19 protein-coding genes and 1 pseudogene are annotated in these 22,822 nt (G+C 45.0%); 7 read left to right on the top strand and 13 right to left on the bottom strand.

What is annotated here, in order from left to right:
• The first annotated feature begins 36 nt into the window (after window positions 1–36).
• Window positions 37–999, top strand: a complete 963-nt coding sequence (locus PK654_RS06285; protein ID WP_271698344.1) for a transposase — start codon at window positions 37–39, stop codon at window positions 997–999.
• A 255-nt stretch (window positions 1,000–1,254) separates the two neighbouring features.
• On the opposite strand, the gene ppsA is transcribed toward PK654_RS06285, so the two are convergent.
• A complete protein-coding gene (gene ppsA / locus PK654_RS06280) occupies window positions 1,255–3,654 on the bottom strand; it encodes a phosphoenolpyruvate synthase (protein WP_271698822.1) in 2,400 nt (799 codons plus the stop codon).
• Window positions 3,655–3,799: 145 nt separating this feature from the next.
• On the opposite strand from ppsA, the gene ppsR reads away from it, so the two are divergent.
• The gene (gene ppsR / locus PK654_RS06275; RefSeq protein ID WP_271698343.1) at window positions 3,800–4,633 is read left to right on the top strand and encodes a posphoenolpyruvate synthetase regulatory kinase/phosphorylase PpsR; all 834 of its coding nucleotides are present in this window, start codon (window positions 3,800–3,802) and stop codon (window positions 4,631–4,633) included.
• Between the two features lie 64 nt (window positions 4,634–4,697).
• On the opposite strand, the gene PK654_RS06270 is transcribed toward ppsR, so the two are convergent.
• Window positions 4,698–5,294, bottom strand: a complete 597-nt coding sequence (locus PK654_RS06270; RefSeq protein ID WP_271698342.1) for a TfoX/Sxy family DNA transformation protein — start codon at window positions 5,292–5,294, stop codon at window positions 4,698–4,700.
• Between the two features lie 425 nt (window positions 5,295–5,719).
• Entirely contained in the window at window positions 5,720–7,240 is a 1,521-nt protein-coding gene (exaC, locus tag PK654_RS06265) for an acetaldehyde dehydrogenase ExaC (RefSeq protein WP_271698341.1), read from the bottom strand.
• Between the two features lie 256 nt (window positions 7,241–7,496).
• On the opposite strand from exaC, the gene PK654_RS06260 reads away from it, so the two are divergent.
• Entirely contained in the window at window positions 7,497–9,257 is a 1,761-nt protein-coding gene (locus tag PK654_RS06260; RefSeq protein ID WP_271698340.1) for a sigma-54-dependent Fis family transcriptional regulator, read from the top strand.
• A gap of 12 nt (window positions 9,258–9,269) precedes the next feature.
• Here the strand turns inward: PK654_RS06260 and PK654_RS06255 are convergent, their stop codons facing one another.
• Both PK654_RS06255 and PK654_RS06250 read right to left on the bottom strand, forming a co-directional pair.
• On the bottom strand, window positions 9,270–9,959 hold the full coding sequence (locus tag PK654_RS06255; protein WP_271698339.1) for an aspartate/glutamate racemase family protein: 690 nt from the start codon (window positions 9,957–9,959) through the stop codon (window positions 9,270–9,272).
• A 108-nt stretch (window positions 9,960–10,067) separates the two neighbouring features.
• A complete protein-coding gene (locus PK654_RS06250) occupies window positions 10,068–10,265 on the bottom strand; it encodes a hypothetical protein (RefSeq protein WP_271698338.1) in 198 nt (65 codons plus the stop codon).
• Between the two features lie 262 nt (window positions 10,266–10,527).
• On the opposite strand from PK654_RS06250, the gene PK654_RS06245 reads away from it, so the two are divergent.
• The 3 genes from PK654_RS06245 (at window position 10,528) to PK654_RS06235 (ending at window position 12,908) form a co-directional block, all read left to right on the top strand.
• On the top strand, window positions 10,528–11,370 hold the full coding sequence (locus PK654_RS06245) for a substrate-binding periplasmic protein (protein ID WP_271698337.1): 843 nt from the start codon (window positions 10,528–10,530) through the stop codon (window positions 11,368–11,370).
• 92 nt (window positions 11,371–11,462) lie between these two features.
• A complete protein-coding gene (locus PK654_RS06240; protein ID WP_271698336.1) occupies window positions 11,463–12,083 on the top strand; it encodes an alpha/beta hydrolase in 621 nt (206 codons plus the stop codon).
• A 228-nt stretch (window positions 12,084–12,311) separates the two neighbouring features.
• On the top strand, window positions 12,312–12,908 hold the full coding sequence (locus PK654_RS06235; protein ID WP_271698335.1) for an EF-hand domain-containing protein: 597 nt from the start codon (window positions 12,312–12,314) through the stop codon (window positions 12,906–12,908).
• A gap of 42 nt (window positions 12,909–12,950) precedes the next feature.
• On the opposite strand, the gene PK654_RS06230 is transcribed toward PK654_RS06235, so the two are convergent.
• Complete coding sequence (locus PK654_RS06230; RefSeq protein WP_271698334.1) at window positions 12,951–14,501, bottom strand: methyl-accepting chemotaxis protein; 1,551 nt, start codon at window positions 14,499–14,501, stop codon at window positions 12,951–12,953.
• 290 nt (window positions 14,502–14,791) lie between these two features.
• Here PK654_RS06230 and PK654_RS06225 point away from each other — a divergent pair, with 290 nt between their 5' ends.
• The gene (locus tag PK654_RS06225; protein ID WP_271698333.1) at window positions 14,792–15,538 is read left to right on the top strand and encodes an MBL fold metallo-hydrolase; all 747 of its coding nucleotides are present in this window, start codon (window positions 14,792–14,794) and stop codon (window positions 15,536–15,538) included.
• Between the two features lie 14 nt (window positions 15,539–15,552).
• Here PK654_RS06225 and PK654_RS06220 read toward each other — a convergent pair.
• From PK654_RS06220 to PK654_RS06190, 7 genes and pseudogenes are all read right to left on the bottom strand, one after another.
• A pseudogene (locus tag PK654_RS06220) lies at window positions 15,553–15,918 on the bottom strand (DNA alkylation repair protein).
• Window positions 15,919–16,004: 86 nt separating this feature from the next.
• Window positions 16,005–16,337 (bottom strand): hypothetical protein, encoded by a 333-nt coding sequence (locus PK654_RS06215; protein WP_271698332.1) that lies wholly within the window; start codon window positions 16,335–16,337, stop codon window positions 16,005–16,007.
• 393 nt (window positions 16,338–16,730) lie between these two features.
• Complete coding sequence (locus PK654_RS06210; RefSeq protein ID WP_271698331.1) at window positions 16,731–18,578, bottom strand: alpha-amylase family glycosyl hydrolase; 1,848 nt, start codon at window positions 18,576–18,578, stop codon at window positions 16,731–16,733.
• Between the two features lie 122 nt (window positions 18,579–18,700).
• The gene (locus tag PK654_RS06205) at window positions 18,701–19,822 is read right to left on the bottom strand and encodes an ABC transporter ATP-binding protein (protein WP_271698330.1); all 1,122 of its coding nucleotides are present in this window, start codon (window positions 19,820–19,822) and stop codon (window positions 18,701–18,703) included.
• A gap of 92 nt (window positions 19,823–19,914) precedes the next feature.
• Window positions 19,915–20,394, bottom strand: coding sequence for a glycosidase (locus PK654_RS06200; protein WP_271698329.1), 480 nt, complete (start codon window positions 20,392–20,394; stop codon window positions 19,915–19,917).
• Between the two features lie 11 nt (window positions 20,395–20,405).
• A complete protein-coding gene (locus PK654_RS06195; protein WP_271698328.1) occupies window positions 20,406–21,347 on the bottom strand; it encodes a UDP-3-O-(3-hydroxymyristoyl)glucosamine N-acyltransferase in 942 nt (313 codons plus the stop codon).
• A gap of 24 nt (window positions 21,348–21,371) precedes the next feature.
• The gene (locus PK654_RS06190; RefSeq protein ID WP_271698327.1) at window positions 21,372–22,394 is read right to left on the bottom strand and encodes a porin; all 1,023 of its coding nucleotides are present in this window, start codon (window positions 22,392–22,394) and stop codon (window positions 21,372–21,374) included.
• Between the last annotated feature and the right edge of the window lie 428 nt (window positions 22,395–22,822).

Below are 22,822 nucleotides of genomic sequence, written 5' to 3'. Positions count from 1 at the left end.
TAATTTAGGCTTGTTCTCTTGATTCGGTGACTTCCTATGACAACAGCAAGAAAACAACTCGTTTCTCCTGAAGCAACACCTTACTATCATTGCGTTTCCCGCTGTGTCAGGCGCAGCTTTCTATGCGGCGAAGACCCAGTAACTCACAAAAGCTACGAACATCGCAGAGACTGGATTGAACATAAAATCTGTGCATTGTCGCAGGTCTTTTGTATTGATATTTGTGCTTATGCTGTGATGAGTAATCACTATCATCTTGTTCTTCATATCAATAAAGAAGAGGCCTTAGAGCTTAACAAAATAGCTGTCGTTAAGCGCTGGCAACAACTTCATAAACTCCCTTCGTTAGTCCAGAATTGGCTGGCAGGAAAGCTGAGCAGAGATGCCGAAAAGCTAGCTGCATCTGCGATTATTGAAAGCTGGCGAAAGCGGCTGTGGAGCCTGAGCTGGTTTATGAAAGAGCTTAACTTTGATATCGCTTGCCGGGCAAATCAAGAAGATAACTGCAAAGGGCATTTCTGGGAGAGTCGTTTTAAAAGTCAGGCATTGCTTGATGAACAAGCCCTAATAGCTGCCATGACATATGTTGATCTAAACCCGCTTCGGGCAGGAGCAGCAGATACACCAGAATCGTCGGAATACACTTCTATCAAAGCTAGGTTAGAGGCACTGACAAGCGGCCTGGAAACTGCACCATGTCTCCACCCATTTGTCGGTAACCCGAAAAATAAAACGCTCGAAGGCATTCCTTTCCGGCTTATGGATTATATTGAGCTGGTTGACTGGACGGCCAGACAATACCGCGAAAACAAAGCCGTTTTAGACTCTTCTCTCCCACCCATTCTGCAACGCCTAAACATTAATCAGACCAAGTGGTTAAAGGCATGTACTAAACTAGAACGTTACCGTAGCACCGCGGTTGGTTGCATTTGTCAGGCAGAATCAGCAAAACACAAACTCAACAAAAAACGAGTTCACCTTTTTAGGTTGGACGGATAAATTAAGCCCCGCTACTGAACAATCTGGAAGCATCCTTTACATAGTTAACCCAAGATCTGTCTATTTCCATTCACTCGATAAATCTGTTCAAGTTTGATATCAGCTTGCTGGCTAACCACCCGTTTAGACCTCTCTCTTACCAATTAGCAAAAGCTTATCATTGGTTCGATATGTTTATTTTGATAATGGTGATAATGGTGCCTGTCCCCACAAAAAAAATAACCCCCGCTGTTTAACGGGGGTTACTCTGTTCTGTTATTTATCTAGCTGTTTACCCAGAGATATCCAGGTATCGACGACTGTATCCGGGTTGAGGGAGACAGAGCTAATACCTTCATCCATCAACCACTGAGCAAAGTCTTGGTGATCCGATGGCCCCTGACCACAGATACCAACATACTTTCCTGCACGTTTTGCAGCATCTATAGCCAGTTTAAGCATGGCTTTCACGGCTGCATTACGCTCGTCAAATATATGGGCGATATCTGCTGAATCGCGATCCAGACCTAAGGTCAGTTGAGTCATATCATTTGAGCCGATAGAGAAGCCATCAAAGTAGTTAAGGAAGTCATCCGCCAGCACTGCGTTAGACGGAAGTTCACACATCATAATCACTTTAAGGCCATCTTCGCCCCTGCGCAGGCCGAACTTAGCCAGAAGATCGATGACTGATGCCGCTTCACTTGGTGTACGGACAAACGGGATCATAATCTCAACATTCTTCAGACCCATGGTATTGCGCACACGTTTCATCGCCTGAGTTTCCAGCTCAAAGCAATCTTCAAACTCAGAAGAGACGTAACGTGATGCACCACGGAAACCAAGCATCGGGTTCTCTTCGTGTGGTTCGTACTCCTGACCGCCAATCAGGTTGCTGTACTCGTTTGACTTAAAGTCAGACATACGCACAATCACACGCTTAGGCCAGAATGCCGCGGCAATGGTTGAGATACCTTCCGTCAGTTTAGCAACATAGAACTCTACCGGGTTGTCATAACCGCGTATCATCACATCAATCTTGGCTTTCACTTCTTCAGACTGAACGTCATAGTTCAGCAGCGCCTTAGGATGAATACCGATCATCTTGTTGATGATAAATTCAAGACGGGCAAGACCGACACCTTCGTTAGGCATACAGGCAAAGTCAAACGCCCTGTCAGGGTTGCCCACGTTCATCATTACCTTAGCCGGAAGTTGTGGCAGCTCATCAATCGCGGAGCGGCGTACTTCAAACTCAAGCTCACCTTCGTAAACAAAGCCGGTCTCCCCTTCTGCACAAGAAACAGTGACCTTCTCACCTTCCACCAGTTTTTCCGTTGCATCGTGACAACCGACAATGGCCGGAATGCCGAGCTCACGAGCGATGATCGCTGCGTGACAGGTACGTCCGCCACGGTTAGTCACAATAGCAGACGCCCGCTTCATCACAGGCTCCCAGTCCGGGTCTGTCATATCGGTTACCAGAATATCACCCTGCTGAACCAGTTCCATCTCACTAAGATCTTTAACCAGCCTTACCGGACCCGTTCCAATCTTCTGGCCGATGGCACGACCTTCCACTTTAACGTTTGCTTTTTTGTTTAACTGAAAACGCTCTACAACGTTAGCATCATCCTGGGAACGAACGGTTTCCGGACGAGCCTGAACGATAAACAGATCGCCGGAAACACCATCTTTCGCCCACTCAATGTCCATCGGGCAACCGTAATGTTTCTCGATAATGACCGCCTGAGCCGCCAGAGAGATGATCTCCTGCTCAGTAACCGAGAAGCTGTTTTGTTCTGCTTCAGTGGTATCACAGATAGAAACTTGTCGTCCCAGCTCACGGCTGTCACCATAGGTCATCTTAGTCAGCTTAGAACCCATGGTCTTTTTCACTATCGGATGGTTACCCATCTCCAGCATTGGTTTGTGTACGTAAAACTCATCCGGGTTTACTGCACCCTGAACCACCATTTCACCAAGGCCCCATGAAGAGGTGATAAACACGACCTGATCAAAGCCAGATTCTGTATCAAGGGTGAACATCACACCTGATGCACCTTTGTCAGAGCGAACCATTCTCTGAATACCGGCTGACAGGGCAACACCGCGGTGATCAAAGCCCTGATGCACACGGTAAGAGATAGCTCTGTCATTAAACAGAGAGGCAAATACATGCTTAGTCGCTTCAAGAACGGCGTCTATTCCACATACATTGAGGAAAGTTTCCTGCTGGCCGGCAAAAGAGGCATCAGGAAGGTCTTCTGCCGTCGCGGAGGAACGAACGGCAACAGAGATTGAGTCGTCTCCGGCCAGAAGTTCGCTATAACTTTCGCGGATATCCTGTTCAAGGGACGGTGGGAAAGGAGCATCCAGTACCCAGTTACGTATGGTCTCTCCGGCTTTACGCAGAGCCACTACATCTTCTACATCCAGATCATCCAGAATGGTATGAATCCGTTCATCCAGGCCTTCAAAATCCAGAAATTGATTAAAAGCATATGAGGTAGTCGCAAATCCATTAGGGACAGACACTCCGGCCTTTGCCAGGTTTGAGACCATTTCACCAAGTGACGCATTTTTTCCGCCAACCTTATCAACATCCTTCATTGATAGAGTGTTGAACCAAAGTACGTTCTGTTTCACATTTTTCTCCTGAGCTTTACTAAGCATCTCGTGTAGGGGGGGACAGCAAGAGCGTTTGGCCGACATCAAATTTCCAATTATGAGAGGACAGACCAAAAACCGATTTGCCTGGTGTTACTATCGGTATTATTCTTATACAAATATAAAATATTTTTGAAAGATTCAACAAAATATGCAAACTTTAAACCAAAGACGTGACGTGTTTTATGTTTCTGATGGAACGGCCATTACATGTGAAACATTAGGACATGCTGTATTAGGCCAATTTCCTTTTATAGCTAACGAGCAAACGATTCCCTTTGTCGAAAATACTACAAAAGCTCTTCAGGTAGTTCAAAGAATAAATCAGGCAAAAAAGGAAACCGGATCACAACCTGTAGTATTTCTTTCCACTGTTGTTCCCGAAGTGAAAGAGATTCTTATGACAGCTGATGCAAACATATACGACGTATTGAGTATGTTGGTGGAACCAATCCAGAAAGACCTTCAGTTAGAAGCGACACCCAAACTGCAGCGCTCAAGAAGTGTTAGTAAAGATGAAAAAGCCTACTATGATCGTATCTCTGCTGTGGAATACACCTTAAGCCATGATGACGGTATTTCCCTGAAGAATATTGAAGAGGCAGATCTAATTCTATTGGGCGTTTCCCGCAGCGGTAAAACCCCTACCAGCCTCTATATGGCACTTCAGTTTGGAGTCAGGGTAATTAACTATCCGTTTATCAGTGAGGATATGGAAAAGCTGCGTTTACCGCCGGTATTCGAGATATACCGTCATAAGCTGTTTGGCCTGACTATAGACACTCACAGATTGTCTGAAATAAGAAATGAACGTCTTGCTGACAGCACTTATGCCAGTGAGCAACAGTGTCAGGACGAGTTGGATAAAGTGGAAACCTTGTTCCGCAGAGAGGCAATCCCGTATATCAATACTTCGTCCCTTTCCGTAGAAGAAATCTCTGCCCGGATACTGCAGAAAACCGGTCTGAAACGTAGTATGTTTTGATAAGAAAAGTTATTTGGATAACTCCGCCGTACCATCTTTGGCACGGCGGATTTGTTTATTACTGTTAACTAGCCTGAGTATAAAACTCTTCCACAAACATATAATGTTTATTAGTTATCGCACCTTCTAAACGGCTAAAGTAGCTATCCGGAATATCTGGATCCGTTGCCTTTAGCTTATTGTACGCCTGATAAGAACCCATACTCATCAAATCATCAACGCTATTAACACCAATATTATTTAGCGATAACGCCAGTGTCTTAGTTATATTAATCATCTTATTTATTGACGGAACATTAGGCGCTTCACCTAAGTTATACCAGTAATACATGACCTTTTTAACCAGTTCCAGACACTCAATAGAGATAAGAGTAAAACAGTCTTCATGGATTGAGTAGTAAGACATTTTTTTGGTCACTTCAGAATAGTCATAGACCTCCTGACCTCCAGCCAGAAGAAGCCGTTGCTGAAGCATTTTGTTATTACCAAACTTAAGGGCCAGTCGTCCATCAATAATCATAGCGAAAGCATGGCCATGAAAGCTTAGAATATGGTACTTGAACATGTAATGAACTTTTAGCGCGTTGCGTTCAATATCGCAATGTTCCGCTATGGTATCCAGTACATAATCTTCATTGGGGAAAGAAACAATATTTTCCATAGTTATCACATACACCCTGACAGGAAAACAGCAGCAGACAGAGCAAAAAGCTATAAACCGTGTGTTGTTCAAAACTGAGAGGCCTGCCTGAATATTAATATAAACGATATAATATTTAAGGATTACATCTCAAGTGGTGATTATAATTTTGTAGGTAATAAAAATATTAAACGTGATATATATCAATAATGATATATCAATATTAAAGAAGAATATAAAACATATAATAATTTCAATAGTAAATTTACCACCATTTAAATAAAAATATAATTATTAATATATTTTAATCATTTTATACAATTATTATTATTTCAGAATAAATAAAAGCAGCATAGCTGCTTTTATCGGATAGATTTAACCTAATACTTGTTCCGCGCCATTGCCGGCGCGGAGAGTCTATGGGTTACTGTTTATCAGGCTGTCGGTCAGAAGAAACCCAGCGGGTTAACATCATAGCTGACCAACAAGTTTTTGGTGTTCTGATAGTGGTCCAGCATCATTTTATGAGTTTCACGGCCGATACCTGATTTCTTATAGCCGCCAAACGCAGCATGAGCCGGATAAGCGTGGTAGCAGTTAACCCAGATCCTGCCCGCTTCGATCTTACGTCCCATCCGGTAGGCAAGATTGCTGTCACGGGTCCATACACCAGCTCCGAGACCATACTCAGTATCATTGGCTATCTCCAGTGCCTCTTTTTCATCTTTAAAGGTAGTAATAGCAATAACAGGACCAAAAATTTCTTCCTGGAATACCCGCATAGAGTTATCACCCTTTAGCATGGTCGGCTGAATATAATAGCCTGCATCTAAGCCCTCTTTCTGAGTAGCCGGCTCACCCCCAACCAGAACCTGAGCGCCTTCCTGACGGCCGATTTCCAGATAACTCAGGATCTTATCAAACTGCTCCTGTGAAGCCTGTGCACCTACCTGAGTGCCGGTATCAAGCGGGTTACCCTGCTGAATGGTTTTTGCACGTTCTATCGCTTTTTCAATAAAGCGGTCATAGATGGACTCATGAACCAGTACACGTGACGGACAAGTACACACTTCGCCCTGATTAAAGAACGCCAGCAACAAACCTTCGATACATTTTTCCAGATACTCGTCTTCATGATCGAACACATCAGCAAAGTAAATGTTTGGCGACTTACCGCCAAGCTCTACCGTTGACGGGATCAGGCTCTCAGCAGCGCACTTAAGAATATGATGACCAATCTCCGTTGAACCGGTAAAGGCTAACTTAGCAATTCTGTTACTGGTAGCCAGCGCCTGCCCCGCCTCATGGCCGAAACCATTGACCACATTCAGAACACCGGCAGGAAGAAGATCGGCAATTTTTTCCAGCATCACCAATATTGATGTTGGCGTCTGCTCAGCTGGCTTAAGTACAATACAACAGCCTGCTGCCAGTGCCGGTGCAATCTTCCACGCCGCCATCAGCATCGGGAAGTTCCACGGAATGATCTGGCCTACTACCCCGACAGGTTCCGGGAAGTGATAACTTGCGGTATTGACATCCAGCTCTGCCGCTGAACCTTCCTGCGCGCGGATACATCCGGCGAAATAACGGAAATGGTCAACAACAAGAGGTAAATCCGCCGCCAGAGTTTCGCGAACCGGCTTGCCGTTTTCCCATGTTTCAGCGACGGCCAGTTCTTCCAGATTCTGTTCGATACGATCAGCAATTTTTAGCAGAATATTGGATCGTTCAGCAACACTGGTCGCGGCCCATGATTCTCTGGCAGCGTGGGCTGCATCAAGTGCAAGGTTGATATCATCTTCTGTTGAACGAGCCACCTTGCAGTAAACCTGACCGTTTACCGGAGAAAGGTTATCAAAATATTCTCCGCCCACAGGAGCTACCCACTCCCCGCCAATAAAGTTGTTATAAGATGGCTTAAACTGAACGACAGAACCTTCTGTTCCCGGCTGAGCATAGATCATAGAAATTTCCCTTTTTAATTAAATGGTTACATCATCCCTTACTTAGGGTGTTCCGTTTATCAGCTCCCTTGGCTGACCTATCTCTTAACGCAAATCACAGGCCAACTCATTGCGATTTGCCTCAACCACCCGATAACACTATGATTACAATTCATTTACATTTGGCCATTCGCTGATTTTGAGGAACACAAACGGTGATATCACTGTTCAACTGTCCCGGAATGGCACACAAAAACTGCTACAAAATGGAACAGTTATGCAGCTACAAACGGACAAATCGACAAACTGGTTACACGATTCATGGAAGCGAAGCAGTGATGCAGGGTTGAGGGAAAGAAGGCTGCCTGAAGAGATACGGGTGGCCCGGACACAGCTCTCTGAACGCCGGCAAATACACGCGCAGTTAATAGAGATAACTGAACAATATGCCCGCCCCCTATTTAACCAGCTATTTGCCAAAAGCGACAGTCGCTTAATTCTGACCGATGCAGACGGCGTGGTGATTGCCTCTTGGGGACAGAAGCAGTTTAAAAGCAAGCTGACTACCATTGCACTGGAGAGTGGTGTCTGCTGGAAAGAGGACCTTAAAGGAACCAACGCCATAGGCACCGCTATCGTAGAACAGAAGCCGGTCTCCATTATTGGTGATCAGCACTTTATTCATCAGCACCGCTTTATTAGCTGTTCAGCCAGCCCGGTATTCGATCACACAGGTAAACTGGTCGCCGTATTGGATATCACCAGTGAGCAGCAGGTTCATCACGACAACACCCGCCATCTTATCCAGACCATGGTGCAAAAAATCGAGAGAGAAATGCTGTGCAGATTACCGGAAGGAATGCTGCGTATCGATTTGGCGACTGAACATTCGGTGCTGCAAAGTGGCTGGCAGGGTATTCTTATCGCGGACGATAACCGCAATATCATTGCCCATAATCAGATGGCATCGCACCTGCTCAGACAGGAGTCTATTGTGGGGCAGCCTGTAGACCACTTTCTGCAACAGGAGTCTGACAGTTTAGTCTTCAGGCTGCATAACCTTTCTGATAACCAAGCCATAAAGAGAGCCACCTATTCGCCGGCCAGTGAACTTCATTACGGAGATGAAAGAATTGAGCACGCATGGCAACAGGGATGCAAGGTAATTAACCGTCAGATTAGCCTGCTGATTTTAGGGGAAACAGGGGTCGGTAAGGGAGAATTTGTTAAGGCTCTGCATCGTCAAAGCAGCAGAAAGTCCGCCCCTCTTGTCAGCGTTAACTGTGGCGCATTGGCCAAAGATCTGCTTGAGTCTGAGCTGTTTGGTTATGTCGGTGGCGCCTTTACCGGGGCAAACAGCAAAGGTTATAAGGGCAAAATCCGTCAGGCTGACAAAGGGATACTGTTTCTTGATGAGATAGCAGATATGCCGCTGGAAGCACAGTGTCGCCTGCTGCATGTAATACAGGACAAGCAGGTAGTGCCTCTTGGCTGCAACCAGAGTATCGAAGTAGATATTCAAATTATAGCTGCCACTCATAAAGATTTAGAGCAGATGGTGGAACAGGGGCTGTTCAGACAGGATCTCTATTACCGCCTGAACGGTTTGGTGGTTACCCTGCCTCCTATGAGGGAGCGCAAAGATAAACTGACTCTTATTAAAACCCTTCACCATAAATACGCGTCACCTGACCAGTCTCTCTGTGATGAGCTTCAGCAACTTCTGCTGAGCTACCACTGGCCGGGTAATATTCGTCAGTTAGACAATGTGATCAAGGTGGCTTCTCTTCTTGCACAAGACGAGGAGAAACTCTGTCTGGAACATATTCCGCAGCATATCGCGCAACATATCACTTCAGAGCAAGTGGGAATGAGTAAGGATAAGGAGACGGAATCAAGCCTGAAAAGCACCATAGATGATGCCTTGCTTACCACCTATCAGGCAAACAAGGGCAATATCAGCAAAACCTCAAAGGTGTTGGGGGTGAGCCGCAACACCATTTACAGGAAACTGAAAAAAATCGGAGTACTAAAGTAATGGCAATGCTTATTACTGGTAGTAATAGTAACGGACGCACTCATCAGCGAGCAGATCCAGTGAGTCCAGCGCCTGACGTTTTTTCTCAGCCGGGAATCCGTCAAACGCCAACGGGATCTCGGTGCAGCCGAGAATCACGCCATCGGCTCCCTGAGCAATTAAGGCATCAAATACAGGTTCCATTAGCTCCCTACCCAGCTCTATGTTGCCCGCTTTAACCTGATATATGCCTTCCATCACATCGGCTTGTTGCTGCGAGTCCGGCAGCATAACCTGCATACCTTTTGTCTCAATGGCATTGGCATACATGCCAGTTTTTACCGTGGCATTCGTTGCCAGAATGCCGATACGCTGCATTTTTCTGCGGCACGCTTCATTAAGAACACTGTCGATAATGCTGATAAAGGGCAAATCATCGCTCTTAAGCTTATCCAGCCAGTAGTGCGCTGTATTACAAGGGATAACGGCGTGAGTAGCACCCGACTCCTTCAGTGACATCAGATTACTCAGCATTACTTTAAGGGGATCTTCACCGTTTTCCAGGATGCATTTAGTACGGTCAGGGGTAATTGGATTATTCGAAATAATCATAGCCATATGTTCCTGATCAGAACATGCAGGGCTTTTCTCTACAATTCTTTTTACGAAATCAACGGTAGCCATTGGCCCCATACCACCAAGTACACCTAACTTCTTACTCATAAATACTCCTTTGTTACCGATAAATCTAACAAAGAAATATTTGCTCAAGAAATGAAATAACTGACATGGCCATGTATGAAATGCATAGCCACGTGGCCGATGAACAACTCACTCGTTGGAGAGACAACTCACCTCTATCTCAAGGGTCTCGTCATCTGAAAAGGTGATGCCCTGAACTTCTGTCTGTTCATCACTCAACACATCAATTAACTCATCCTCAAGACCACCATCAACTGCCCAGTTATAAAAACGTTGTGAGATTTCTCTGGCGTTATGGCCGACAAAAGTCAGTGTCACTTTACTCATGATCATGCTCTCCCTTTCAGCATAACTCCGGGTTTCACAGAGTCAGTCACAGAAACTATAGTGCAAGATATTGTGATATGCGTTATGACTCGCATTGCTTATAACTCTTATTTTTGTGATGCCTTTCAGGGAAAAGCAACAAGATTACCCGGCAAAGACACAATACCTTGAGAAATCACTCCGAATAGCATAGGGTCTGTGCCAATCTGTAGAATGCAGAAAATAACTAATAAAAACATCAGTATAGAACGAGTACCCTACAATGTTCCGCAAGAGCATATTGAGTCTGCCGGCTTTGATTATCTTTCTGACTATCGCCACTAGTTTTTCGGTACAGGCTGAAAAGCTCCTTCTGTCCGCTTTTAATTATCCCCCTTATATGGACGAATCGCTGCCGGATAAAGGTGTGTTTTGCGAACTTGTCTCCGCCGCTTATGATGCTGCGGGTTACAAAGTGGAGTTCCAGTTTTATCCTCTGGCCAGATCCACCAAATACGTTATTGACGGAAAAGTAATGGCTCAGCTAGGGACGGAATGGAACTTTCCTGAACAAGAGCGTAATGCCTCTGTAACCAGTGTCCCTCTGTTTTACTACCGGGTAGTTGGCTTTTACCTGAAAGATAAGTTCCCTGACATCTCCTTTAAATCCCTGCAGGATCTGCTGCCATACCGGCTGGGAGTGATCCGCGGCAGCTCAGATGCGGCCATTCTGAACTCCGCCCCCGAGCTTGGATTGGATCTGGAGGAAGTAAGCCGGATGGATCACCTGCTTAAAAAGGTAGCAGCCGGAAGAAATGATATCGCCTTTATGGTTGAACTCAGCGGGCTTTCCCGTATTAATAAGCTTTATCCTGACGGGAAGAGCGAGTGGAAAATGAGTGAAGATGCCATTCAGGGTATTCCCGCTCATGTGGTTTTCTCTAACCGTTATCCCGGTGTCACTCAATACATTAATGCGTTCCGTAAAGGGCTGGAACAGATACAGCAGAACGGTAGCTATCAGAAAATATTTGAAAAGTATTACGGTGAAGGCAAGGTTCCGGCCATCACCTCTGAACTGGACAGAGATATTTATATCATTCCGGAAACAATTTCAGAGCAGTGATAAGCCACTCCTTTTATGGCGTTTACCTGCCTTTCACTGCGTCGGGTTAACATAAATTATCTATTCAGCTACTACCCGACTCAGATTACAACATGAAAAAAATCATTCTGCTTAGCTCATTTTGCGTACTACTTTCTGCTTGCAGCCGCTCTGATCAAGCGAGCAACCAGTTTCGTTCTGATTGTGGTTTATTTGAGCTACAAGGAGATAAGCCCCTTACCTTCGAGGTAATCAACCCCAACGAAGCTTCTCTGGATGGCATTATCTGCTCCGGTTCACTGGATGCCTTTCAAGATATGCTGGACGCTTATCCTGCTGTTACCCGGCTACACATTGATATCATTGAAGGTAGTTCTGATGATGAAACCAATTTGCAGCTATCAAAACAGATACACGACAAAGGCATAAGTACTCACCTGAACGCAAACGGCCTGATTGCCAGTGGCGGCGTGGATCTTTTTCTCGCCGGCGTCCAAAGGACGGCAAGTGACAACGAACCGCAAATCGGCGTACATAGCTGGGGAAGCAGTGACGGTGAAGATGGTCGTCAGGTGGCAAAATCCGATCCAGTTCATCAGGAGTATTTAAGCTATTACCGTCATATCGGCATTAACCCACAGTTCTACTGGTTTACCCTTGAGGCCGCACCAGCCAGCGATATTCACTGGATGAACAAATCAGAACTCGATAAATACAAGGTGCTTAGCCGCTAATCCCTTCCTCAACGCTCTCCGGACTCTGGTCCGGACAACCGTTGCTTAGACAGTTTTCTCAACACAATAATTTCCCATCCGGAAAGTGATACTGCACATTCTGCAACATAAGGCGGGTCGAGATAACGTAAAGTTAACCATGGCTGCCATACCATCTCATTCGTTCACATAGTGGGCATTTTTGAGTTGGCCATCCCCCCTTTTCTGGCCGGATACAGAGGAAAAAATATGAGTCGTTTTAACACACTATCATTCGCCATTATGGCGTCACTTGTTTCTGCCAACGCTCTGGCATCGACAGAAACAGACAGCATCTTTAACTTCTTTGACACTGATAAAAACAACCAGATTAGCCTGAAAGAGTTTAAAACCGGTGGACTGGACTCTGAAGGAGATAGCTGGAACGAAGGACTATCAACTGTATGTACAGAGAAAACCTTAAGCATGGTCGAACCTGAACTTATCGACACTTTCAAACACCTTGATGACAATAAAGATAAGCAAATAAGTCGTGAAGAGTTCGCTAAAAATGCTAACCGTATTTACGACGAATACTGGCAGGCCTCGTTTAAGCAAGCCGATAAAAATAACGACAAACAACTGGACCGGAAAGAGTATGAAGCTCAGGCCGGTAATTATGTTAAGCGACTTAAAGAGTCATACAAACAAGATAAAGTTCCTGTGGAATGTAAGGCGGATGTTGAGTATTGGCAAGGCTACTACACACAAATCGATAACTATGTCGACGAGTCATTTGGCTATCTGGACAGCAACAAAGACAACAAGCTCAACTTTAACGAGTACATCGGTGAGCATCTGCGTTAATTCCTTATTTTGGTGAGCCCTGCATTGCAGGGCTTATCACCTTTACCGGGAAACCGGTTGATATCCCAGCCTTACTGCTCCCCAGTGCCGCCCGTTCACATAAACAGGTACAGATAAGTCATGCATCACCTCACCGGTATCTCTTTTGTAAGTTTGCAGCAGCATAGTCTTAGTATGTTTACCGCATCGCTCACCAACCCGATCATTAAAAATACGTTTGGTTCTGTTATGTAGCATATCGGTATTCTGATCACCGGTCAGTGGCTGACAAAACTGATCGTTATGGGTCGGGACATACCCTCTGTCATCCGTTGCAATAGCATAAACCACTTCACTTCTGGCCTTTAATAGAGGTTCCTGAAGGGCGGGAAGAACCTCATCGCAATACTTATCGTAACGGGTCTGATACTTGGCCGGAGTCACTCCCTCAACCGCAGTATAATTACGGTCAAACATAATTAAATCGGTTACTTTTCCAGAGCTGATATCACGTTCAAACTGCCCGGCAATCTCTTCCGCAAGGGAAGACGCCATCTGATAAAACGGAGCATGAATACTCGTCTGGTAATGTTCGGTTAAAACAGCATTGCTGTGCTCTGCCATCTCCATTAACTGTGCCGCCTCGTTTTGCAGGCTTAAAAGCTCTATATCCGCCTCAGCCAGTTCCTGATTAACCTCGCTGATCGCCTGATCAATGCAGACTAATCCATGTTCATTCTCTTTTACACCTTGTTCAATGGCAGAAATTTGATCTTTTACCTGCCTCGCCTGCCCGGCAATATTTCCTAGCTGATGCTCAACATTGCCGACACTTTCCGCCCCTTGTTTAACCTTTGCAGAGAGGGATTCAATGGTATTACTCACCTTCTTTGTACCGGAGAAAATTTCACTGACTATCTGTTCAACTTCTGCAGTACTTTCTGATGTTCTCTCCGCCAGTTTTCTTACTTCATCAGCGACAACCGCAAACCCTCTGCCTGAGTCACCTGCACGGGCAGCTTCAATGGCCGCATTTAATGCCAGAAGGTTGGTCTGGGAAGCTATCTCGCTGATAACCGCGGCAACGCTGTTAATCTGGCTGACTTTCTCGTCAAGCATGCTTATTTGCTCAACCGTGGTATCGGTGTGCAGCGATATATGCTGCATACTTTCCACCACAGAGCTAAGGCTTTCAACCCCGGAAAGGCTTGATTGGTGCATAGAGTCAGCAGAAGTGAGTGCATGATGGGCCGCAGCAGAAGATTCGGCCACTGTATTGGTAATCAGCGCTGAAGTTTGCGCAATATTGCTTATGGCAACCACCTGATTAGCCGCTTTATCCTTTAAGTTGTCGATAGCAAATGAGACTTCTGCAGCACTCACGGCATTAAGGTTCATTTCCGCTTCAATAAGGGGTGCAACCATATCCTTTGGTGTCTCAGCCACACTATCAACCGATTTTCTCCTTATTGCCATAAGCAGAAGCGGTGCAGACAGTGCCGCAGCAAGCACGACAAACATCGCGGGCTCTGCCCCGTATAAGAAAATAGAGACTCCGGTAAACATAAACCAAAGGCTAATTATTAACGCGTTATTGCGCACCTCTATCGACATTCCATTGCACCTCGGTAAGATAATTAGCCAACTAGCATAAACAGGTCACAGATGAAATAACGTGGAATATCAGCAACTTTTACCAAAGTCGTATATTAACGCACCAATAGTAAGGGCTCTTATCCGCCCCCTTTACTGGTCTGTTAAATAACGCTCATGTAACCATTGTTACAACGGGTATCTTTTGTTGCGTATATGTTCTTTACTCAGTATTAACGGCTTGCAAACTGGCCAGACCAGCAAACCTGTGTCTATACTGAGCGGACATAAAAATAAAATGTCATGCAAAAATGAAAGTTCATCACCTTCAGGGTTATATACAATCTATCTTTCTGGTTGAGTATCCGGACAAACTATTATTGTTGGACGGTTGCAGCCGGGCAGATGCATCGCTAATCTGTTCATTTATTACCGACAATTTAAATCGCCCGCTCAGTGATTTAAAGTTGGTTGTCGTCACTCATATGCACCCCGATCATGCCGGAGCAGCACATAAGCTAAGAAAACTGACCGGCTGTCAGATTGCCTCATCCAAACATATGCACCACTGGTACAGCGGCTGGGATGGCTGGCTGATGTACTTTACTGATCTCTTTCTCGCTCGTTGGGTGGCCCGACGACAAAAAAAGTCGCGTCAATGGCTCTACTATTGGCCGTGGTTAAAACCCGATATACGCCTGACTGACAAAGAAACCTTACCCGGTTTTGATGACTGGCAGGTACTGGAAACGCCGGAACACACCGACAGAGACCTTTCCCTCAGGCATATTCCAACTAACCGGATTTATGTGGCCGATCTTCTGGTAACGGTAAAGGGGCGTTATATTCCTCCCTTTCCGGTTTTCTATCTGAATAATTATCGTAAATCAGTGGAAAAAGTGCTCAGTTATCAGCCGGAATCGCTCTGGCTGGCGCATTCAGGAGAAGTTATTTTGAGCGATGAAGATATAGAACATCTGAAAAGCGTAATGCCAAAGCGCCCAGCTACCCATTGGCGTGCCATTAAATATAAGCTACATAAGGCTGTTGGCCGTTGATGTCTGATTAAACGCTACAGATATTTGCTGCCTATTAACCGGTCCAGACCGTCAATGGTATCCCACCATGATTTACTCTGTGCCAATTGCTTAAGGGCAGCTACATCGGTCTCTGTGAGACAAGATTTTTTCTTTTGAAGGTAATCAATGGCGACATATTGAAACTCCCTTTCCTACTGTTGCCAGCACTGTTCAACAAACTGTCAGTCAATTTGCTTTTCTTTCTGCTGCACAGCAAAAAAAGCCTTACAGATACCGCGCCGATCCGGTGTCTGAATACCAAGAAAAGGGAACTTGTGCTTCATATAAGCACTCATCTGCTTCCCTTTGTCAGGATCAATTGATTGTCTGAGTTGATAAAACAGCTGTTCTGGAGTCATGATCTGATTTGAATATAGGTTGCAGGAGCAAGCAGTTTATACGTCTTGTCACCTGCAACCAAATTTCCGGGGGGAATACTTAGCAATTACATAGCGTAATCGCGGATCACCTTTTTAAAGTCTCTCAGAGAGGCAATGGAAATGTCGTGGATTCTCAGCTTTCCGCTATCATAATCAATCTCTACTGAGCGGGAAAAATCATCAGCAAGCATGACAGGTTGGCCGTTGTTTTCCGCTTCAAGCGTCATTACGGCGCACTCACCGCTGGCGGCCAGCTCAAATCCGACAGATTGTATGCTCAAACCAATTTTCTTCGGCTCATTATATTCGGCAACCAAATGATTACTGGCAAGACGACGAACGGATTCCGGTTCAGTCTTATGCAGTATCTGGTTGACAGTTTCACTTAACTTTTTCATTGCAAATCCTTTTTGGCTTGGGGGGTACTTAGTTCTGTATCCAGAACCTTATCTGTGTATTACCTAAAGGGTTGATATTGTCTTAACGCAGAAGGGGGATTCTGACGGTTCAGGCTTCTTATAAAGGCAACGCCGACTCAATACGGCATACCGTTTTCGGGTATATAACACAGTTTCATAACGGAATTTTAGGATAAGTCTGAGAATCTGAAACCGCTCGCGATCACAAATGTAATATTCATAAATATATTAATAAAAGTGTGAGTTGCATTAAATTCCAATCTTATAGGGCAGGACTTCACCCTGTTGTTATAGATTGCATTTCACAGCAGCAAAACCGAAAAAAAGCGCTGTAACATAAGTCACAGCGCTTTTTACTTAGTTTAAGAATGATTAGTTACTTTTAAGTACAATAACTTCGTTCTGATCCAGATTAAATGTCGCAGAACCGTTAGCCACAACAACGTCATCACCCCCAATCACATTACTGTAGGTACCATTTGCCAGTCCAAGGTTAATCGCGTTAACAGAAGTTGCATTGCCTATGTTCATGGCAACCACTACAACGTCGTCACCGGCATTTCTCTCATAAACCAGAACTTCGTTGCTTACCCAGCGTTCTATATACTCGCCCTGCTGAATCGCGAAACTCTCTTTACGCAACTTACTCAGCTTCTTAATCAACTGAAACGCCGGTGTGTTTGTGCTGAAGCTCGGCATCATTTCACGGTTATACGGATCATCACCCACCTGACCAAAGCCGTTAGTAGTAAAGTTAGCCGCATAATGTTCTGTACCGTAGTAGATACATGGAATACCGCGGGATGTCATTATCAGCGCCAGCCCCAGCTCTACCCTGTCCTGTGCAAACGGAATACTCTGACGACCACCCCATTTGTTTTTGCCCGGACCAAAGTTTGTCGCATCGGAACGTAACACAGTAGAAAGTCGCGGAGCATCGTGGTTATCCAGGAACACCACCTGCCAGTCACTGCTGGTGAACTTGGTATCGCGGATCTTCATATAGTTATTGATCGCGTACATGCCGGTACCATTAGCACGCAGAAGCGCATCTTCTATGGTATTTCTTAGCCCAAAATCCAGCAGCGCAGAACCAGAAGTATTGGCAAAATCAATCGACTTCGCATTCAGACCAGTAGCCGTCGCACCGGCATCCATCCATTCACCAAAGAAGTAGAAACCCGGTTTGCCCTTAGATTTCGCATAAGCGTTCAACTCTGATGTCCAGCGCTGCATAAAGGACTTATCCATATGCTTAATGGCGTCAATACGAATAGCATCTACACCAAGGTCAATCCAGAATTTGGCCCCATCCACCAGATAACGGTATGTCTCTTCGTTACTCTGGTTAAAGTCAGACAAGTTGAACAAATTGTGGTTACGAACCTGATAATAATCCTCCCAGTTGGTTACCCCGCCATTATGGTGATAAATATTACGGTTATCACCATTGAAGTTAGTGATAAAGTTACCGTCCCGATACAGAGCACCATACTCGTTTTCATCGTTCGGATTCGAGTGGTTAGGAGCATAGTCCAGCACCAGTTTCATACCGTACTGCTCCATCTTCTGGCTCAGTTGACGGAACTCATCCACCGTCCCCAGGTGCTCATCCAGCTGGAAGAAATCGCGTCCCCAGTAACCGTGATAGCCCGCTGAGCCGTCTTTGTTCAGTTGGTCTACATTGTTCACCGGCGGCGTAATCCAGATAGCGGTAATACCCATCTCTTTCAGGTAATCCAGTTTATTGATCAAACCTTTAATATCACCACCAAAGTACTTTTTGAAATCTGACTTATCTGCAGAATAAGTAGCCGGGTTGTTACCCGTATTGTTTGCGGAATCACCGTCAGAAAAGCGGTCAAGGAAAACGAAGTACATGGTCTCATCACGCATATCGAACGGCAGTTTCTCGTGCACATAGACCTTGTGGCTGTCGTCATAGAAGTGAATTTCATAGGTTTTATTCGCTTCCACTACAAAATTAGCTGCCGGGTAGTTTTCTGCCCAGTTGCCGTGACGGTCAATTTTAAAGCTTGGAGGGTTACCACCTGCTCCATTTTTGAAGGTTTTTACAATCTTCCACTGGTTCGGACCTACTTTTTCCATCGCATCCGTCTGCCAGTTATTCGGTGTACCGCGGAAGTAAGCCTGATTCCAATCCGCTACCGATGGCAGAGAGATGAACAACGCTGATAACAGCAATAACTTGTGTTTCATTGTTTTCTCCATGATTTCAGGGCGCAGGAATCCCGCCCGCAAAAATATCACGAGAGAGTTACACAGGCCCGTATAGTAAAAAGCCACCGCAGAGACAATTTCTGCGGTGGCCGGTCTTAGGTTTAAAGGGTCAGGTTAATTTCAGACTCTTCATCAAAAATATGACAGAATGCTGAGTCGAAATTAAAACGCAGTTCAGATCCGATATCTGACGTGGTGATAAACTGGTTGCTGACGCGGGAGATAATCTCGTTTTCACCGATACGGAAATAGAGATATTTTTCATTGCCCAGATTTTCTACCACGGTGAGCTTACCGCTATGAACATTGATCTCTTCGTTCTCTTCCGCCAGTGAAATATGTTCAGGACGAATACCCAGATAAACGGTTTTATCGATATGACCGCTCAGTTTGTCCTGTTTTTCATAAGGAAGAATCACTTTACAGCCGGGCGCCAGCTCAGCAAATACATTGTCACCCTCTTTTCGTAACACAGTTTTGATCAGGTTCATTGAAGGAGAACCGATAAAACCGGCAACAAACTTATTGGCAGGATAGTTGTACAGGTTGGCTGGCGTATCTACCTGCATAATGTTGCCCTGATTCAGAACACAGATACGGTCACCCAGTGTTAGTGCCTCTGTCTGATCATGAGTAACGTAAATCATGGTGGCAGGGTTGCCTTCTTCTTTCAGTGACTGATGCAGTTGAGCAATCTTCACCCGCATAGAAACGCGTAGCTTGGCATCCAGATTGGAAAGGGGTTCATCAAACAGGAACACATCCGGCTTACGCACTATAGCCCGCCCTACGGCAACACGCTGACGCTGACCACCAGACATCTCTTTCGGTTTACGATCCAGCAGATCGGTAATTTCCAGCTTTTCCGCTGCTTCTTCTACCCGCTGGCGAATCTCCTCTTTTGGTCTTTTCTGCATCTTAAGACCAAAAGCCATATTATCGAACACAGTTTTATGGGGATAGAGAGCGTAGTTCTGAAACACCATGGCAATACCTCTGTCCTTTGGTGCAAGCTCATTTACCCGCTTCTCGCCGATGCGGATCTCTCCGCCGGAAATGGCTTCAAGGCCGGCAATCATACGTAGTGTGGTTGATTTTGCACAGCCCGACGGACCGACAAACACCATAAATTCACCTTCAGCGATATCCAGATCAATGCCATGGACAGCCTTAAAGCCGTTGTCATACTCTTTTTCTACTTTGCGCAGACTGACAGTTGCCATCTTACTTCTCCAGCCCAAAGCCGGTGAGACAATACCGGCCGGGAAAACTTAAACTTGTTGCGGTACCCTGAACTCAGTCAGGGCACAAAGTGTTACTTACAGCGCTTAACTAATGCCGCTATCGGCTTTTTATCTTCTGCTACCTTGATGCTCCACAGGTAACGGCCATCTTGATCAATTTTCACTAATGTGTTCTTCTCAAAACCACCACGCTTTAGGGTTTTCTCGTAGCCCACATCCATGGCAAGACCAGCCGCAGTGTACTGAGGGTTCCAGCCCATAGTGGCAAACTGAAGTCGCACATTACCCGCTTTTTCGTCGCTGACAACCTGATAGATACCATCACCTTTGTAACTCATTTTGCGGTTTTCCATATGGATCCACTGGCCGTCAGGGAAAGTACCGACAACATAAAGAGAAGGCCTGACCGGACCGCGCCCCTCAGCCACAGGCAGATTGCAGTCTGCCAGCGGTCCGTTAGCCATAACCGCATCAGACGGTGATTCAGAAGTACTGGCACAACCTACCGCCAGTACGGAAACAAAAGCAGAAAGTAGTAGTTTATGTTTCATATTGATTTCTCTTATTTTTTATCTGTTAAGCGATTAAGAACAGCCAGATTCTTATAGTAGGCTCTGGCCTCTTTGGCCGGATAGCCAAACAGATCGCTATGTTCAGGAAAGGAGTGGCTGACACCGGATTTTGCCTTTACCACTGAGTGGCTGCCGATGGACAAATTACCTGCGGTGCCCGCCTGACCATGAACAATGACATGGTCGCCAAGGGTGGTATGACCGGCAAAACCGCTCTGGGAGACCAGCAGGCAGTGGCGACCAATTTTACAGTCATGGCCGATCTGCACCAGATTATCGATTTTCGTTCCCCGGCCGATAACGGTATTACCCAGTGTGCCCCGGTCAATGGTGTTGTTACAGCCGATCTCTACGTCATCTTCAATAACGACGCGACCGACACTTTCAATACGTTCATATGGCTTATCTGTTCCCGCCATATACTCAAAACTGTAGTTGCCTATAGAGTTATTGGAATCAATTGTGACATTGTCACCAATTACCGTTCCCTCTTTTATCACGGTATTGGCATGAATAGCGACATTGTTACCAATGGTGACGCCATTCATGATCTTTACCCCGGGCATAAAGTGGCAACCCTGCCCGATAGCGCAATGCTTGCCGATATACACATCAGCATTGTCAGAAGTATTGCCCTGATCAAATAACTTGTATTTATTAACCTTATAGTAGCGAAGCAGATGGTTAATACTGTCGACCTTAAGTTGATCGATCACTATTTTGCACTCTGCGCTACTTTCCAGTATTTCCTGCGGACCAATAATGACATCGGCACTAGTTTCAGAAATAAACCTCAGATCTTTCTTGGCAAAAACAATGGCTAGCCCGCCTTTTTCATCGCTCTGAACAGGGCGGATAGTATCGATCTCCATCTGCTCATTACCAATAATCTCCCCCGAAACGATCTGGGCTATTTCTGAAACTTTTATCATTATACTTTCCTACAAGGTTATCGCTTAGAAACGATACAGCGCCTGAACCATTACAGTATGCTGTGTAAGTTCACTTTCATTTTTCTTTTCCCAACCCGCCAGCTTACTCTTCTTCTCAGTTTCGTTAGCGTATTCGTACTCAGCCTTCATCAGCCAATTGTCACCCACAGCCTGCTCATAACCAACTGTTGCTTTACGGATATCTTTAAAATATGTGGTATTGGCATTACCACCGCCACTTTTACTGCTGTGCTTGGTTTCATTTTCACCAATACGTACGCGTACATAAGCAGTACCAGCATCATCAAAGCTATATTGAGCAATTGGTTCAAAATATTTTTCAGTAAAGTCACTGTCTTCAACAATGGCACCTGAGGTGTTCTTCTCGTCGTTCTCTTTAACCTGATAGAAGAACTCCACACCTAGCATCCAGTTACCGAAGCGGGTATAAGGTTTAAACAGAATACTATAGCCCTCTTCTTCCCTTTTACCCCATGCGCTTTTATCTTCATCATTAAATAGATATTCAAGGTTGGAATAGAAGCCTAGGCTATATTCATTGTTCCAATAAGTCAGGTATGGACGAACACTATGCTCAGCTTTAGTTTTGTTTAATCCCTTAACATTAGGTGAATATACCTTGCTCTTAGTATGCTCAAGCTCATAAATCAGGCCTGAATCCCAGCCATTGGATAGTTCAAAACCTTTGTTCAGAGAGAAAAGCTGTTTAACACCCTCTTCGGTTTCATGGTAACCCGGTTCTTCCTGGCTGCGGTTTTCAAGCTTAAGCGCGTATAGCGCAGTAACATCCCAGCTAGGGTTGTTGTAGAAAACATTAAACACTTCATGGGTCTTGGTTTTCTCTTTCTTTTTATTACCGTTAAACCCGTCTGTTACTTTATCTTCATATTCAAAAGAGGTACCAACATGGCCGCCAAAGTCCATCGCTTGATCAAAAAAGCCTTTTTCGCTTGTCTCTGATGCGTACGCGGCACAACTCATTGCCAGAGTATTCGCCACCAGTACCGACAGTATTGTTCTTTTCACAGTAAATCCTTAGTTCGCAAATAAATTAGAAGTAATTTTGCTTTGGCCAATTAGCATTTATTGTCGCTTACGCAACTTGTAGTAGTTCACGTTGAACGCCTAAAATATATTGTTCTTTATTTATTTTTATTTTTCTCCCCGAACAAGGGTTAAACGTGATCAAAATCACCACAAAACCGCGATTTTATTGACTGGAATCACAATAAACTGGCCATTTAGATAAAAAGAGCAAATATTAGCCACTTTTAATACCAAGCGATTTCGGTCTTTCTGATGCCTGACAATACTAGCCTTACAGCTCGTATCAAAAGACAATCTCAATTTGCATTTGAACAAGATCACAATAAAACACCCTTATGTTGACTTCTATCGGAGAAAATCTAATCTAGGTAGTAGTTCTATTTGTACTACTATTTTAATAATAGGTG

This window comes from Vibrio sp. SCSIO 43137, assembly GCF_028201475.1.
GTDB lineage: Bacteria > Pseudomonadota > Gammaproteobacteria > Enterobacterales > Vibrionaceae > Vibrio.
The sequence above is the reverse complement of the archived record's forward strand: the minus strand, read 5'-3'. Positions and strand labels throughout refer to the sequence as shown.